At 74.8% G+C, this 14,833-nt stretch carries 17 protein-coding genes; 9 read left to right on the forward strand and 8 right to left on the reverse strand.

Translation table 11 applies throughout. The features are described 5' to 3' along the window. Positions 1–277, reverse strand: a 277-nt coding sequence (locus tag ACME2J_RS19880) for a MauE/DoxX family redox-associated membrane protein (protein WP_495546685.1), incomplete at its 3' end; no start/stop codon positions are given. 118 nt (positions 278–395) lie between these two features. Here ACME2J_RS19880 and ACME2J_RS19885 point away from each other — a divergent pair. Next, positions 396–926 (forward strand): hypothetical protein, encoded by a 531-nt coding sequence (locus tag ACME2J_RS19885; RefSeq protein WP_495546686.1) that lies wholly within the window; start codon positions 396–398, stop codon positions 924–926. Between the two features lie 21 nt (positions 927–947). Here ACME2J_RS19885 and ACME2J_RS19890 read toward each other — a convergent pair whose 3' ends face one another. After that, on the reverse strand, positions 948–1,232 hold the full coding sequence (locus ACME2J_RS19890) for an SHOCT domain-containing protein (protein WP_495546687.1): 285 nt from the start codon (positions 1,230–1,232) through the stop codon (positions 948–950). Continuing rightward, on the reverse strand, positions 1,229–1,834 hold the full coding sequence (locus tag ACME2J_RS19895) for a hypothetical protein (protein WP_495546688.1): 606 nt from the start codon (positions 1,832–1,834) through the stop codon (positions 1,229–1,231). Before ACME2J_RS19895 ends, ACME2J_RS19890 begins: the two co-directional genes overlap by 4 nt. A 154-nt stretch (positions 1,835–1,988) precedes the next feature. Between ACME2J_RS19895 and ACME2J_RS19900 the strand changes: the two genes are divergently transcribed. From ACME2J_RS19900 to ACME2J_RS19920, 5 genes are all read left to right on the forward strand, one after another. Continuing rightward, positions 1,989–2,669 (forward strand): ABC transporter ATP-binding protein, encoded by a 681-nt coding sequence (locus ACME2J_RS19900; RefSeq protein WP_495546689.1) that lies wholly within the window; start codon positions 1,989–1,991, stop codon positions 2,667–2,669. Next, positions 2,666–3,388: a hypothetical protein gene (locus tag ACME2J_RS19905; RefSeq protein ID WP_495546690.1), complete on the forward strand. Its 723-nt coding sequence runs from the start codon at positions 2,666–2,668 to the stop codon at positions 3,386–3,388. The genes ACME2J_RS19900 and ACME2J_RS19905 overlap by 4 nt, the downstream gene beginning before the upstream one ends. Further along, positions 3,385–4,134 carry a hypothetical protein gene (locus ACME2J_RS19910; RefSeq protein WP_495546691.1) on the forward strand — a complete coding sequence of 250 codons (750 nt, stop codon included), beginning with the start codon at positions 3,385–3,387 and terminating at the stop codon, positions 4,132–4,134. The genes ACME2J_RS19905 and ACME2J_RS19910 overlap by 4 nt, the downstream gene beginning before the upstream one ends. Before the next feature lie 37 nt (positions 4,135–4,171). Continuing rightward, positions 4,172–5,053 (forward strand): F510_1955 family glycosylhydrolase, encoded by an 882-nt coding sequence (locus ACME2J_RS19915; protein WP_495546692.1) that lies wholly within the window; start codon positions 4,172–4,174, stop codon positions 5,051–5,053. 146 nt (positions 5,054–5,199) lie between these two features. Further along, positions 5,200–5,937 (forward strand): hypothetical protein, encoded by a 738-nt coding sequence (locus tag ACME2J_RS19920; protein WP_495546693.1) that lies wholly within the window; start codon positions 5,200–5,202, stop codon positions 5,935–5,937. Between the two features lie 7 nt (positions 5,938–5,944). On the opposite strand, the gene ACME2J_RS19925 is transcribed toward ACME2J_RS19920, so the two are convergent. Continuing rightward, positions 5,945–7,915 (reverse strand): MFS transporter, encoded by a 1,971-nt coding sequence (locus tag ACME2J_RS19925; protein WP_495546694.1) that lies wholly within the window; start codon positions 7,913–7,915, stop codon positions 5,945–5,947. A 160-nt stretch (positions 7,916–8,075) separates the two neighbouring features. Between ACME2J_RS19925 and ACME2J_RS19930 the strand changes: the two genes are divergently transcribed. After that, a complete protein-coding gene (locus ACME2J_RS19930; protein WP_495546695.1) occupies positions 8,076–8,393 on the forward strand; it encodes an ArsR/SmtB family transcription factor in 318 nt (105 codons plus the stop codon). Further along, on the forward strand, positions 8,390–10,117 hold the full coding sequence (locus ACME2J_RS19935) for a SulP family inorganic anion transporter (protein WP_495546696.1): 1,728 nt from the start codon (positions 8,390–8,392) through the stop codon (positions 10,115–10,117). The genes ACME2J_RS19930 and ACME2J_RS19935 overlap by 4 nt, the downstream gene beginning before the upstream one ends. Positions 10,118–10,147: 30 nt before the next feature. On the opposite strand, the gene ACME2J_RS19940 is transcribed toward ACME2J_RS19935, so the two are convergent. The 4 genes from ACME2J_RS19940 to ligD form a co-directional block, all read right to left on the reverse strand. Continuing rightward, positions 10,148–10,756, reverse strand: a complete 609-nt coding sequence (locus ACME2J_RS19940) for a DUF47 domain-containing protein (RefSeq protein ID WP_495546697.1) — start codon at positions 10,754–10,756, stop codon at positions 10,148–10,150. Next, positions 10,756–11,766: an inorganic phosphate transporter gene (locus tag ACME2J_RS19945; RefSeq protein WP_495546698.1), complete on the reverse strand. Its 1,011-nt coding sequence runs from the start codon at positions 11,764–11,766 to the stop codon at positions 10,756–10,758. Before ACME2J_RS19945 ends, ACME2J_RS19940 begins: the two co-directional genes overlap by 1 nt. Positions 11,767–11,865: 99 nt before the next feature. Further along, positions 11,866–12,762: a universal stress protein gene (locus ACME2J_RS19950; protein WP_495546699.1), complete on the reverse strand. Its 897-nt coding sequence runs from the start codon at positions 12,760–12,762 to the stop codon at positions 11,866–11,868. Continuing rightward, positions 12,762–13,832 (reverse strand): non-homologous end-joining DNA ligase, encoded by a 1,071-nt coding sequence (gene ligD, locus ACME2J_RS19955; protein ID WP_495546700.1) that lies wholly within the window; start codon positions 13,830–13,832, stop codon positions 12,762–12,764. The genes ACME2J_RS19950 and ligD overlap by 1 nt, the downstream gene beginning before the upstream one ends. A gap of 121 nt (positions 13,833–13,953) precedes the next feature. Here ligD and ACME2J_RS19960 point away from each other — a divergent pair, with 121 nt between their 5' ends. Continuing rightward, a complete protein-coding gene (locus ACME2J_RS19960) occupies positions 13,954–14,784 on the forward strand; it encodes a class I SAM-dependent methyltransferase (RefSeq protein WP_495546701.1) in 831 nt (276 codons plus the stop codon). Positions 14,785–14,833: the final 49 nt, after the last annotated feature.

Consider the following 14,833-nt stretch of genomic DNA (forward strand, 5'->3'; position numbering starts at 1 on the left):
GCCCGCCCCGGCCGGCGGAGACGAGCGCGACCTGCGCGCCGGCGAAGAGCGCGAGCGTGCCGGCTGCCGCCCAGGCGAGCGGCACGGCGCCGGCGAGAAGCCCGGCGGCGAGCACGAGCTCCCATCCGGCGAGACCCCACACGACGGCGCGGCCGGCGCGGCCGTGCAGGCCGTAGGTCGTGAGCGCGACGGCGGAGCCGGTGCGATCGACGAGCTTGAGCGCAGCGGCGACGAGCATCGCGGCTGCGACGCACAGGCTGGCGAGGACCGTGAGCATCGGGCGAGCGAGGCTAGCGGACGGCTGAGCGGGGAAGCGCCGCACCTCCGTACCTGCCCGCACGCGGCGGCGGGAGACAGCGGATCCGTCGTCCCGCCGGTCGCAGGACACTGGCCGCATGACGGCCTTCCCCCATCCGCGATGGCCCCGCCCGGATCGACCGGGGTCTCCGCTCGGGCTCGAGGCGGCCGGCGTCGCCCTCATCGCCGCGGCGATCGTCGCGGCGTCGATCGGCCGCAGCGACGACCCGGCGGACGACAACGTCCTCGACCAGCTCCTCCCGGCCGTCCTCATGCTCTCGGGCGCGGTGTTCGCGATCACGGCCGGTGCGCTCGCCGCCCGGCTCCTCCTCCGCACCCCGCCCGCGACCTCTCGGGGACGGTGGGCGGTGCGGATCGCCCTCGTGCCGACCGTCGTCATCCCCGTCGTCACGCTCGCGGCAGCTGCGATCGCGCGGCTCGCGGGCGGCGAGCTCGGTGACGACTTCGGGGAGGTCGTCGGCCCGGTCTGGCTCGCGGCGACGCTCGTCGCGGTGGCTCTCGGCGCGAGCGCCCGCGAGACCGACCGCCGCGGCCTGCTCGTCGTGCCGCTCGTCCTCGGAGCCCTCGTCCTCAGCCTCTTCCTGGGCGAGCTCGTCGTCGTCCACTGAGACGCTCGGCGCTGCCGTCGCTCAGTCGTCGCGACGCTCGAGGCGCGCCCGGCGCTCCTCGTACTCCTCGACGGTGATGTCGCCGTTCGCGAAGCGCCGGTCGAGGAGCTCCCGCGGCGTCTCCCGGCCCGCGGAGGGGGGGCCGTGGTGGTGGGGCCGGCCGAGGCCGTCGCGTGCGAGCCAGACGATGGCCGCGATCACGAGCCCCCAGAACAGGACCATGCCGAACCCCATGACCCACCAGCCGCCGTCGTGATGACCGTCCCAGTCGGCGAGAGGGACGAGGGTGAGGATCGCGTCGATCATGCGTCTCCCTTCAGCGCCCTGAGGCGCGCGTCGAAGTCGTCGGGGTCGATGTCGCCGGTGGCGAGCCGGCGCTCGAGGAGGCTGCGAGCGTCGTCGCGGGGTCCGGGCCCGGTCCGACGACGCCGGGCGAGGAGGACGCCGCCGAGCCCCAGGAGCGAGATGAGGACGAGCGAGCCGGCGACGATCGCCGCGGCGATCTCGTCGTCGTCCTCGTCGCCGTCTGCGGCCGCGAGAGCCGGGGGCGACATGCGGTCGCCGTCCCACCTGCCGGGGCCGCCCATCGACCCCATGCCCATGCCGAGCCCTGGGCCCATGCCGGGCCCGAATCCGGCGCCGGCGCCGGCGCAGCCGGCGACGCGGGCGCCGATCGCGCGATGCATCGCGCGTGCCCCCTCCTCGCCGTGGCGTCGCTCCATGAGCGCGTCCATCTCCGCGTGGAGATCGGGATCGCCGAGCATCTGCCCCATCGCGCGGTCCCCGAGCGCCTCGAGGCGCGACGCCGAGAGCCCGTCGCATCCCGCGGCGTCGTCGGCTGCCCGGGCCGGAGCGGCCGACAGCAGCAGCAGAAGGCCCGCGGCGACGAGCGAGAGGCAGCGACGCATGCTCCACACCGTAGGACACGCGGCAGGTGTCGCCGTCCGCCCTCCTCCGCGCGAGGCCGCGGGAGATTACGGACCCGTTCACGGCACTCGGCACGGACGGCGCCGACGACGGCGTGACATAGCGTGGAAGCTCCCGCGACGCGAGGAGGCGCGCATGCCCCGCACGACGTCCGCACCGGCCACCGGCGCCTCACATGCCGCGACCCGAGCCGTCCTCACCGTGCGGGACGTCCGCAGGTCGTTCCGGCGCGGCCTGTGGCCGCGGCGCGAGGTCGAGGTCCTGCGAGGCGTCGACCTCGACATCGCGCCGGGTGAGGTCGTCGGGCTCGTCGGCGAGAACGGATCCGGCAAGAGCACGCTGATGAAGATCGTCGTCGGCCTCCTCTCCGCGGACGCCGGACGGGTCGAGCAGCGCGGGTCGGTCGGCTACTGCCCGCAGGCGCCGCTGCTCTGGGACAAGCTCACCGTCGGCGAGCACGTCGAGCTGTTCGGACGCGCCTACGACCTGCCCTCCGAGCGCATCGAGGAGTCCGCCGCCGCCCTTCTGCGCGAGCTGCAGTTCGAGCGCTTCCGCGACCACCGCGTCGAGGAGCTCTCCGGCGGCACGCGTCAGAAGCTCAACCTCGCGCTCTCGCTGCTCCACGAGCCGGCGCTCCTCCTCGCCGACGAGCCGTACGCCGGCTTCGACTGGGAGACCTACCTGCGCTTCTGGGACCTCGTCGCCGACCGCCGAGACCGCGGCACGAGCGTCCTCATCGTCTCCCACCTCCTCTCGGAGCGCGAACGACTCGACCGCATCGCCGAGCTCCGCGACGGCAAGGTGGTCGTCTCATGACGCCGTTCGCCGCCGTCGGCCGGGCGTTCGTCCGCGAGCAGCTGCGGCAGCCGCTCACGCTCGTCCTCCTCGTCCTCATCCCGGCCGTCTTCGTCGCGGCCTCGGTCGCCGTGCTCAGCGAGTTCGCCGCCGCGCTCGGCGGGGCGGTGTCCGGCGCGAGCGCCGGCGCGCTCGGCGCGGGATGGGCGGCCGCCTTCCTCTCCGGCGTGCTCGGCTTCTTCGCCGCGGCCTCCTCCCACGGTGCGGACCGCCGACTCGCGCTCGCCGGACTCGGGGCGGCCCGGGTCGCCGTCGCCCGCATCGTCTCGGCCGCGCTTCTCGCCGCCGTCGCGACCGTCACGGCGTTCGCCACGCTCCTCATCCGCGTCGACATCCCCAGTCCGGCGCACGCGTTCGTCGCGATCGCGGCGTTCTCGCTCGTGTACGTCGCCGTCGGCGCCCTCATCGGGTCGCTCGTTCGCGACCCCCTCGAGGGCACCCTCGCCGTCGCGCTCGTCTTCGTCGTCGACATCTTCGCGGGACCGGGGATGGCCGACAGCGGAGGTCCCGCCATGGCGGCGCCGACACGCACGGCCGCCGAGGTCCTCGTCGACGCCGGCGCCGGCCGGGCGACCGGAACCGGCGACTGGATCCTTCTCGGGGTCATCGTCGCGGCCGCGCTCGGACTCGCCCTCGCCGCGTTCTGGTGGCGCGCCCGGCCTGCGGGAGCGCCCGCGTGAGCGCCCGCGTCCTCACCGCGACGCGCCTCGGCCTGCGTGAGCAGGCGCGACGCCCCCTGCTCCTGGTCCTCCTCGTCGTCGTCCCGGTGCTCTTCATCACCTGGAGCTTCCTCGTCACCGAGCCGCTGCCCCGCCTCATCACGGTGCCGGGAGACGAGCAGGTCGCGACGGACATGCGGGACCTGCACGGCGCCATCATGGTGCCGATCACGGTCGGCTTCCTCGGCGGGCTCATCGGCCTCTTCATCGTCCAGGCCGCGCTCGAGGCCGACAGGCGGCTCGTCGTCGCCGGCTACCGGCCCGTCGAGGCGATCGTCCCGCGCCTCGTCGTCATGGCCGGCGGGACGACGCTCGTCCTCGTCGTCGCGCTCGGCGTGACGGCGGCCGACTTCGCGCCGCGGCAGTGGGTGCCGTTCGTCGCCGGGAACCTGCTCGCAGGCCTCACCTACGCGGCGCTCGGCGCGATCGCCGGGGCTCTCGTCGGGCGTGTCGGCGCGGCGCAGCTCATGTTCTTCGCGCCGATGCTCGACTTCGGCGTCGCCCAGAACCCGATGTTCTTCGACGGCGCGCCGCAAGACTGGGCGACGCTCCTCCCGGGATGGGGCGCGACCCGGACGCTCGTCGACGGCGCCTTCGGCCCCGGGTTCGCCTCGACGACCGAGCTCCTCGTCGCGGTCGGATGGGCGATCGCGGCCGTCTCGATCGTCGCCCTCGTCCTGCGTCGCGCGGTGGCGTCGGCGCGTTGACGCGAATCGGACACGCGGAGCCGTAGCATCGCGGACGATGATCGCCCGACGCCTCACTCCGCTCGCACTCCTCGCCACCGCCGCGCTCGCCCTCGCCGCCTGCGGGGACGACAGCGCCGACGACACCTCCGCGACGACGGAGGAGGCCCCCGGCCGCGTCCAGGCGACGAGCGCCTTCGAGCACGTCCACGGCCTCGCGACCGCACCCGGCGACGGCGCGCTGCTCGTCGCGACCCACGTCGGGCTCTTCCGCGTCGACGGCGGGGCGCCCGCGCGCGTCGGCGAGGCGACGACGGACCTCATGGGCTTCACGGTCGCCGGCGAGGACCGCTACCTCGCGTCGGGCCACGGCGCCCCCGGGGAGGACCTGCCCGGCAACGTCGGCCTCATCGAGACACGCGACGGCGGCCGCAGCTGGCGCACCGTCTCTCTCGGCGGCGAGGCCGACCTCCACGTGCTCGAGCACTCGGACGGCGTCCTCTACGCCGTCGACGGGGTGAGCGGCCGCTTCCTGCGCTCCGACGACATGGGGCGCGACTGGACGGAGCGCACGATGCCGGGGAACGTCTTCGACCTCGCCATCTCGCCGCGCGACCCCGACCGGCTGCTCGCCGCGACGGACGTCGGCCTCCTCCTCTCGCCGGACGGCGGACGCCGCTGGAGCCCCGTCCGGGAGGACCTCACGGGCCTCGTCACCTGGCCCTCGCCCGACCGCCTCGTCCTCGTCGACCCGGAGGGCGGCGTCCACGTCAGCGCCGACGCCGGACGGCGGTGGACGCGCGTGGGCGGGGTCGACGGGGAGCCCGCCGCGGTCACGGCGGACGACCGGACGATCGTGGTCGCGATCGCGGGGGGCGCGATCGTGCGCTCGCAGGACGGCGGCGCCACGTGGTCGGAGCTCGTGCCGGCGCCGGGCTGATCCGCAGGGTCGTGCGGCTCGCATGTCCCGGTGCAGGGGCCACACGCTGGAGCCGCTAGGCTGAAGCACTCCGTCAAGCGCCGCCAGGTCGGGTCTCGCACACCTGCACGCCGTCCGACGTCGCACAACAGGAGGACTACGTCCCGATGTTGACGAAGCACGAGGCGCTCGCAAGAGCGCTCGGGATCGCCGCGCTCAACGCGATCGCGGTCACCCACTTCATCGATCTCTCGCACAAGCTCGAGGAGGAGGTCGTCTACATGGCCGTCCTCTTCTCGCTCCTCATCGTCTCCAGCGTCGGTCTCGCCGCGCTCCTGGTCCGCGTCGACACGAGGGCGGCCGACGTCGTGTGGGGCGCCGGTGCTCTCCTCAGCGCCGGAGCCCTCGGCGGATACCTCGTCACCCGCGTCGTCGCGTTCCCGCAGATGGGCGACCACGTCGGTGACTGGACGAGCCTCGTGGGCGTCGCCTCGGTCCTCGCCGAGGTGACCTTCATCGGCCTCGCCGCCTACGCGATCCGCTCGATCGACGTCGCCCCCGCGGCGCGCCGCTCGCGCCGTGCCACGACGGCGTCCGCCGCGCCCCTCGCGGCCGTCCTCCTCGCGGTCGTGCTCGCCGCGGGAGCGATGGGCGGGGCGCCTCAGGCCCTCGCGCACGGCGGCGAGGACGACGAGAAGGAGGAGGCGGCTCCCGCGGTCGTCGAGTCCTCCGCGGGCGCGACCGGCGGCAGCGCCGCGGCTGCGCCCGTCACCCACGCCTCGGGAGCCGGCCACGACGGCCCGTCCATCCCCGGCGCGATCCAGGACGGCTCGATCCTCGCCGGCATCGCCTTCTCGCTCGCCGCCGCAGCGTCGCTGCGGCGGCGAGTCGAGCCGGCGTCCTAGGTCCCGATCAGGAGACCTCGACGGACCTCTGCTGGCGCTCGCGAGCGAGCCTCGCGAGCTCCTCGTCGACCATGCGCTCGTGGGCGATCTCGTCCTCGCGTGCCTTCCGCGGGCTCCAGCGCCCGGTGAGGAGGAACATGAGCGGGATGAAGATCACCTGGCCGGCGAACGCGATCCACCAGTAGGTCTGCCACTCGCCGGGGGCGTCGGCACGCGCCTCCTCGATCTCCTCGGCGTTCTCGGCGAGGAAACCGAGGTCGGCGGCCGGCACCTCGGCGATCTGCTCGAGCCGGGTCGCGGCCGCGAGGACCTGCTGGCCGGTCGTGAGCATGAACCCGGCGTCGGCGCTCGGCACCTCGCCGAGAGCGGCGAGGCGCTCCTGCGCCTCCTGCGGCGAGACGCCGAGGTTGCTCACGATGGCCTCGACGGCCGCCTGCTGCGCCTGCGGGTCGTCCGGGTTGCCGCTGAGGGTGAGGAGGGTCGCCTGATCGACCGCCTGGGCGGTCTCCAGCTCCTCCTCGTACTGCGCGGCGAGGGTCACCGCGCGGGTCACCTGCTCGGCGGGGATGCCGCTGAGCGCGGTGAGCGCGGCGACCTGGGCCGCCTGATCCCCGGGGTTCGCCTGGAGCTGGCCGGCTGTCTCCGGACCGATCTCCTGGAGCGTCTCGACCTGCTCGGGGTACTGGGCGATGATCTGCTCGGCGCGCTGGCCCTCGTCGACGAGCGTGTTCGTCGCCGGGACGACGAGCAGCAGCGCCGCGAACGCGAGGGTCACCACCGTGCGGATCGTCCAGCCCCACACCGCGAGGCCGGTCGCGGTCGCGGCCGGGTTGTGCTTCTCGACCGTCTCCGTGAACGCCGCCATCCACGCGACGTACGCGAGGCCGCCACCGAACGCGGTGATGACGAAGTAGAGCTTGAACGTGTTCTCGCTCGTCCCGGGGTCCGTCGCCGCGGACGCGAACAGCGCCGTCCCGACGAGGCTGATGAGCGCGCCGACGAGCATGAACGGCTTGCGCACGCGCAGCTTGTCGGAGAGGACGCCGGCGAGGACGAGCGCGATCGCGTTCGTCACCCAGTACCAGTTCGCGATCGAGTTCGAGGCCTGCTCGGTGAAGCCGAAGACGCTCGCGAAGTAGACGACGATGAACGCGACGAGGCCGTAGTAGAGGATGAGGAAGAGGCTCACGCCGAGCGCCGGCGCGAGGATGTCGGTCCGCATCATCTGGCGCCAGTTCCCCTCGACCGCCTTCTCGGGGTCGATGCCGGCGGCACGCGCCTCGACGAGCTGGCGGTCGCGCATGCTCACCATGAGCTGGTCGCGCAGGCGCGGTGAGAGCTCGCGGAGCCCGAAGAACGCGACGACCGCGATGACCATCCCCGCGATGCCGCACACGTAGAACTGGAACTCCCAGTCGGGCTGGGAGTCGAGCGTCTCGGTGGCGACCCGCGTGACGATGAGGCTGCCGAGGACGGGACCGAGCGTCCAGAAGCCCATCGCGACGCCGCGGCCCAGCTGCGGCGAGAAGTCGCGGATGAGCGCGGGGGTCGCGACGAGCGCGGCGCCCTCGACGATGCTGAGGATCGCGAAGAGGGTCGTGTACTGGCCCTTGTTCGCGACGTTCGGAAGGCCGAAGAGGATGATCGCGGCGGAGATGAACAGGCCGACGACGACGATGTTCGCGCGGCCGTAGCGGTCGGCGAGACCCGCGGCGAGCGAGGCGAATGCGCCGACCGCGTTGCCGATGACGAGGACGAGGACGAACTCGGTCCAGCTGAAGCCGAAGTCCTCGATGATCTTCGTCGCGACCGAGCCCTGGACGTAGAGCTCGTAATAGAGCATCACCGTCGCGAGGACGGTGAGCCCGAGATAGAAGACCCGCGGCCCCGTGTCGGGGTAGTGGTCGAGCTGGCGGTGGAAGAGCGACCGCGAACCCCGCGGGGCCGGGCGCATCGCCTCTCCGGTGCTGGTGCTCATGAAGCAGCTTCCTCCTTGACTGTCGGCGCATCCCTGCACGCCGAGGGTAACTCCGGCACCCACCGGCATATCCGTGTATCCCCGCCGTCCCGGCGCGAACGAACCGCGACATCCGTTCAGAAAAAGCGGCATACATTCGCTTATTGCTATATTCGCATTCATGCAGCGAATGATCCCGGCCGTGAAGGCGGACTTCTTCAAGGCTCTCGGGCATCCGCTGCGGATCCGGGTCCTCGAGCTCCTCGGCGACGGCGACCAGACGGTCTCCGACCTCCTCGCCCAGGTCGACGCCGAGCAGCCGGCCCTCTCGCAGCAGCTCGCCACCCTGCGCCGTGCCGGAGTCGTCGTCTCCCGGCGTGAGGGGACGCACGTCGCCTACGCGCTCTCCGACCCGCGGATCGCGGACCTCCTCGCCGTCTCGCGCGAGATCCTCCTCGACGCGCTCACCGCGACCCGCGACGAGCTGCAGGCGTCATGAGCCGGTCGACCGTGCGCACGCTCCTCCCGAGCCGTCGCGACTACGCGGGGGCGCGCGCGCACTGGGCCGGGGACCTCGTCGCCGGCATCACGGTCGCCGTCGTCGCCCTGCCGCTCGCCCTCGCGTTCGGCATCGCCGCCGGCCTCGGCGCCGAGGCGGGGCTCGTCACGGCGATCGTCGCGGGCATCGTCGCCGGGGTCGCCGGCGGCTCCCACGTCCAGGTGAGCGGCCCGACGGGCGCGATGGCGGTCGTGCTCGTCCCCGTCGTCGCCGACGTCGGCCCCGAGGGCGTCCTCGTCGTCACCTTCCTCGCCGGGCTCGTCCTCCTCGTCGCCGGGGCCGCGCGGCTCGGCCGCTACGCCGCGATCCTCCCGTGGCCGGTCATCGAGGGCTTCACGGTCGGGATCGCGGCGCTCATCTTCCTCCAGCAGGTGCCGGCCGCGCTCGGCGTCGCCGCCCGCGACGAGGAGAACACGGCGGCGGTCGCCGTCCACGCGGTCGGCGACTGGGCGGGCGCCGGCCTCTCGGCGACGGGATGGGCGCCGGCCATCGTCGCGCTCGTCGCCGTCCTCATGATCGTCCTGCCGAAGGTCCACCGCGCGCTGCCGGCCTCGCTCGTCGCCGTCGGCGCCGGGACGCTGCTCGCCGAGGCGGCGGGGCTCCCCGTCGCCCGCATCGGCGCGATCCCTGCCTCGCTCCCCGTGCCCGACATGCCCGCGATCTCCGCGTCCGAGGTGCCGGGTCTCGCGGGCGCCGTGCTCGCGATCGCCGCGCTCGCCGCCATCGAGAGCCTCCTCTCCGCGAAGGTCGCCGACGGCATGGCCGACGACGCCGAGCCGCACGACCCCGACCGCGAGCTCGTCGGCCAGGGCGCCGCGAACGTCGCCGCGTCGCTCTTCGGCGGGATGCCCGCGACCGGCGCGATCGCGCGGACCGCCGTCAACGTCCGCGCGGGAGCCCGGACGCGCGTCGCGACGATCTCCCACGGCGCCGTGCTCGCCGCCGTCGTCCTCGCCCTCGCGCCGCTGCTCGAGCGCGTCCCGCTCGCGGCGCTCGCCGGCGTCCTCGTCGTCACCGCGGTGCGGATGGTCGACGCGGGGACCGTCCGCCGGCTGCTGCGGTCCAGCCGCGCCGACGCGTCGCTCCTCGTCGTGACGGCCCTCGCGACGATCGCCTTCGACCTCGTCGTCGCCGTCGGGGTCGGCGTCGCGCTCGCGTGCGTGCTCGCGCTTCGCGCCGTCGCGCAGAGCACGAGCTTCGAGCGCGACCCGATCGACGGCGAGGACGTCGACGGCGACCTCGAGCAGGCGCTCCTGCGGGAGCACATCGTCGCCTACCGGCTCGACGGGGCGCTCTTCTTCGGAGCGGCGCAGCGGTTCCTCCTCGAGATGGCGGAGGTGACCGACGTCGACGTCGTCATCCTGCGGATGGCGAGGGTCCGCGTCCTCGACAGCACGGGCGCGCAGGCGCTGGCGGACCTCATCGGCGTCCTCGAGGACCGCGGGATCACGGTCCTGCTCGCGTGCGTCCGGCCGGAGCACCAGCGCCTCCTCGAGCGCATCGGCGCCCTCGACCGGCTCGGGCACGACAGCCACGTCCTCCCGGACCTCGACCGGGCTCTCGACCATGCGCGCCGGCACCACGCGCGCCGGCGTGACGGCCGCGCGAGCCGCGACCGGTCGGCGGGCGCGGCGATCGCGACGGCGGAGCCGGCCTCGGCCTGAGGACCGCTCGCGGCCGGCGGTCCCGGCGGCTCAGCTCGTCTTGACGACCGCGTACATGACGCGCTCGGCGGCCTCGACGACGATGTCGCCGACCGCCATGCAGCGCCGGTACAGCTCGCGCAGGGAGATGCGCACGGGGCGGACCTCGACACCGAGGAGCGCCGCCATGCCCTCGTGGTAGACGGCGTCGAGGCCCGCCTCGGCGGCGAGCGCGGCCTCCGCGTGCGCCGAGGCGCGGTCGCCGTCGACGGCGAGCATCGCGATCGCGTCGTCGAGGAAGCCGACGGCGCGAGAGAGGAGCTCGGCCATCGCGGCGATCCTCTCGTCGGGCGGGCAGGCGAGCACCTCGGACTCCGTGACGATCTCGCGGGCGGAGGTGAGGATGCGGTCGACGGCGCGTGAGAGCGCGAAGACGTCCTCGGGCTCGAGGGGCGTCACGAAGGCGGCACGGAGCGCCGCGAGGAGCTCGCGCTTCGCGACGTCGCCGCGCTCCTCGATCGCCGCGAGCGACCGCCCCGCCGCGGCGTCCCCCTGCGCCCATCGCGAGAACGCGGAGAGAGCGTCGATCGTCGTCGCCAATTGGTGGCGCAGCAGGCCGAGGACGTCCGGCGAGTCGGGGAGGAACCAGCGCTGGCGCATCACCCGACGCCCTTCACGAGGAGCACGCCGAACGCGCCGAGGGCGGCGGTCGCCGGCAGCGTGACGAGCCACGCGACGACCATCTGGCGGACGACCGTCCAGTGGACGTGGCGCCAGCGTCGCCGGCCCGCCCCGACGCCGACGACCGACGAGGCGACGACCTGCGAGGTCGAGGCGGGAGCCCCGAGCACCGTCGCCGCGAGGATGACGCCCGCGGAGGAGGTCTCGCACACGAGGCCCTCGGTCGAGCGGATCGGGTAGATGCGGCGGCCCACGGTCCGCATGATCCGCCATCCGCCGAGCGCCGTGCCGACGGTGAGCGCGCCCGTGCAGAGCAGCACCGCCCAGGTCGGGGCGTCGGGCCCGTCGAGGCGGCCTTCCGCGGCGAGGAGCGCGAGCACGACGCCGACCGCCTTCTGCGCGTCGTTGGCGCCGTGCGAGAAGGCGAGGGCCGACGACATGACCCACTGGCCTGCGCGGACGGGTGCGCCCCAGCGCCGGGTCGCGCGTCGGGCGAGGCGTCGCACGCCGCGGACAGCGACGAACGCGGCGAACGCTCCGGCGAGCGGGCTGAGGGCGAGCGCGACGAGCGTCCCGACGACGCCGACCGGGTGGAGGCCCTCGAGGCCTCCCCAGCGGACGGCGTCGCTCCCGTCGACGACGATCGCCGCACCGGCGAGACCGCCGACGAGCGCGTGCCCCGAGCTCGACGGCAGACCGCGGCGCCAGGTGACGATCCCCCAGGCGACGGCGGCCGCGAGCCCGGCGCCGAGGACCGCGACCGTGTCCGCGGGCGCGACGGTGACGATGCCGGCGACGGTGTCCGCGACCGCCGCACCGAGGAGGAGCGGACCCGCGACCGTGAAGACCGCGGCGAGCACGATCGCCTGCGCCGGCGTCGCGGCGCGCGTCGCGACGAGCGCCGCCACGGAGTTCGAGGCGTCGTGCAGCCCGTTGGTGAGCGCGAAGGCGGCGGCGAGCGCGACGGCGATGACGAACGCGACGTCCACGGCTCTCAGCCGTGCCGCGGGAGGACCGCGCGCGCCGTGGGGCGGAGCGGACCAGGGGGCGCCGCGCGTCCCGTGGTCCGCGCCGGACCGACGGCCGGGTCAGTCGCCGGCATCCTCGGGGCCGCCGACGCCTCGCGGCGTCACGATCACCGGCACCTCCGCGACCCGCAGCAGCTCGGCGGCCGTGCTCCCGAGGACGAGCCGCCGCAGACGGCCGTACCCGCGCGACCCGGTGACGACGAGGCCCGCGTCGCGAGCGGCCGCAGCGATCTCCTCGGCCGGCCAGCCCTCTCGCAGCTCGGTCGTCACGGCGACGTCCGCGCCGACGAGGCCGCGCGCGTCGTCGAGCGACGCCTCGACCTCCTCTCGGAGGCCGCGCAGCCACCGCTGCGTCGCCTCCCCGCTCGCCCACGGACGGTGACGCACGCCCTCCCCGGTCTCGAACACGGCGACGACCCGCAGGGCGCCTCCGGCACGGCGGGCGAGGTCGGCCCCGTGCTCGAGAGCGAGCCGCGCCTCGTCCGAGCCGTCCCACGCGACGACGACATCGGCGACCGGCGGCGCGTCGCGGTAGCCGCGGGGCGCGACGGCGACCGGGCACGGCGCGAGGGGGACCGCCGCGGGGCCGGTCGCCTCCGGCTCGCTCGGCCGATGCGACCCGAGCACGAGCGCCTCGGCGTCGCGCTCGCGCGCGGCGAGCTGGAGGCCGCGGAGGACCGATGTCGCCGTCCTCAGCTCGCTCGACGCGGCGATGTCGTCGGGGACGAGGGCGAGGAGGGTGCCGAGCTCCTCCTCCACCGCCTCGCGCACGTCGCCGTCGGCGAGAGGGTCGAGCGGCCCGAACGACGTCACCCACACGCACGAGAGGACGAGCCGCTCACCGAGCAGCCTGGCGAGCCGCACCCCGAGCGCGACGGCGTCCCGGGACGACGCGTCGTCGCCGTGGACCCCGACGACGACGCGGGCCTCGCCGTCCTGCGCGTCGGGGGCGGGCATCACGTCTCCTCGCGGGGCCGGTCGCGGTCGCGGCTCGGCTGCACCCGCTTGGGCTCGCCGGGCATCTTCGGGTAGTCGGGCGGGTAGGGCATGTCGCCGAGTCCTTCCGTCTCGTCGCGTTCGTAGAGGGCGAGGAGGGGCTCGAGCGAGTGGGCGACGTCGTCGATGCCCGCGTGGAGGTCGCCGTGCTCGGCGAAGCGCGCCGGCATCGTCGCGACGGTGAAGTCCGCCGGGTCGATCTCCTCGAGCTCGTCCCACGTGACGGGGGCGGAGACCGGAGCGCCGGGCCGTGGGCGGATGCTGTACGCCGACGCGATCGTGCGGTCGCGGGCGTTCTGGTTGTAGTCGATGAAGATCGTCGAGCCCCGCTCCTCCTTCCACCACTTCGTCGTCACCTCCCCCGGGCGCCGCCGCTCGAGCTCGCGCCCGAAGGCGATCGCCGCGTGGCGGATCTCGGTGAAGCTCCAGCGCGGCTCGATCCGCACGTAGATGTGGACCCCCCGGCCGCCCGACGTCTTCGGGTAGCCGGTGAGGCCGAGCTCCTCGAGCAGCGCCCGGGCGTCGCGGGCGACCCGCACGGCGTCGGAGAAGTCGGTGCCGGGCTGCGGGTCGAGGTCGAGCCGCAGCTCGTCCGGGTGGTCGACGTCGGCGCGGCGGACGGGCCACGGGTGGAACGTGATCGTCCCCATCTGCGCCGCCCACGCCACGACGGCCGGCTCGGTCGGGCAGATCTCGTCGGCGTGCCGGCCGGAGGGGAAGGTGATCCTCGCGGTCTCGACGTACTCGGGCGCGCCGCGCGGGATCCGCTTCTGGAAGAACGCGTCCCCGCCGCCCTTCTCGCGCGTGGAGAGCACGATGCCCTCGTGGACTCCCTTCGGCCAGCGCTCGAGGGTCGTCGGGCGATCTCTCAGCGCACGGAGGATCCCCTCGCCGACCGCGAGGTAGTACTCGACGATCTCGCGCTTCGTGAGCTCCGGCGTGCTCTCGGTCGCCGGGAAGATGACGCGGTCGGGGTTCGACACGCGGAGCGCGCGACCGCGGGCGTCGATCTCGATCGCGGGAGAGCTCACCTCCCGGACGCTAGCCGACGCCCCGGCGACCGCGTGCGATCTCGCCGACCGGCCAGGGAACCATCCGGGAACGCGCGCCCGGGACGCTGCTGACGCACACCGCCGAACGAGGAGGAACGTCATGTCCGCCAGCCCGACCCAGCTCCCACCGCGCACCCGCGACGTCGACGCCGCCGAGGAGACGCGGCGACGCGCGTGGGCCGGCGGGGACCGCCACTCGGTCGAGACGCTCGTCGTCCCGATCACCGCGTCGCTGTCCCGGGCGGCGCGGCTCCGCGCCGGCGACCGCGTGCTCGACGTCGCCTGCGGGACCGGGAACGCGGCGCTCGCGGCGGCCCGGCGGGGCTGCGCGGCGACGGGGCTCGATGCCGTCCCGGAGCTCCTCGACCGGGCCCGGGCGCGCGCGGCGATCGAGGGCCTCGATCTCGACCTCGTCGAGGGCGACGCGCAGGCGCTGCCGTTCGAGGACGGGGCGTTCGACGCCCTCGTCTCCGTCACCGGGGTGATGTTCGCGGCCGACCAGGAGCGCGCCGCGGGCGAGCTGCTGCGCGTGTGCCGTCCGGGCGGCACGATCGCGCTCGCGAGCTGGGCCCCGGACGGCTTCATGGGCGACCTCCTCCGCCTCCTCGACGAGCACGCCGAGTCGACGGCGGGGCCGCGACCGGCCTCCGACTGGGGGCGGGAGAGCCGCGTCCGCGAGCTCCTCGCCGGCGCGTCGGAGATCCGCTGCCGGCGCCGGTCGTTCCACCTCCGGTTCCGCTCGGCGGAGGCGCTCGCCGATCTCCTCATCGCGCGCGACGGCCCGACGGCGACGACGGTGGCATCGCTCGGAGCCGCCGACGCGGGCGCGTTCCGCCGGCAGCTCTGCGCCCTCGTCCGCCAGTGGGACCGTGGCGCGCCCGGGGGCGTCGCCGCGGCCTCCGACTCCCTCGAGGTGATCGCGACGCGGTGAGCGGGTGAACGCCGCCGGCGTGCCGGGGCCGGGCGCCCGGGCGGGCGGG

Source organism: Paraconexibacter sp. (genome assembly GCF_059438195.1).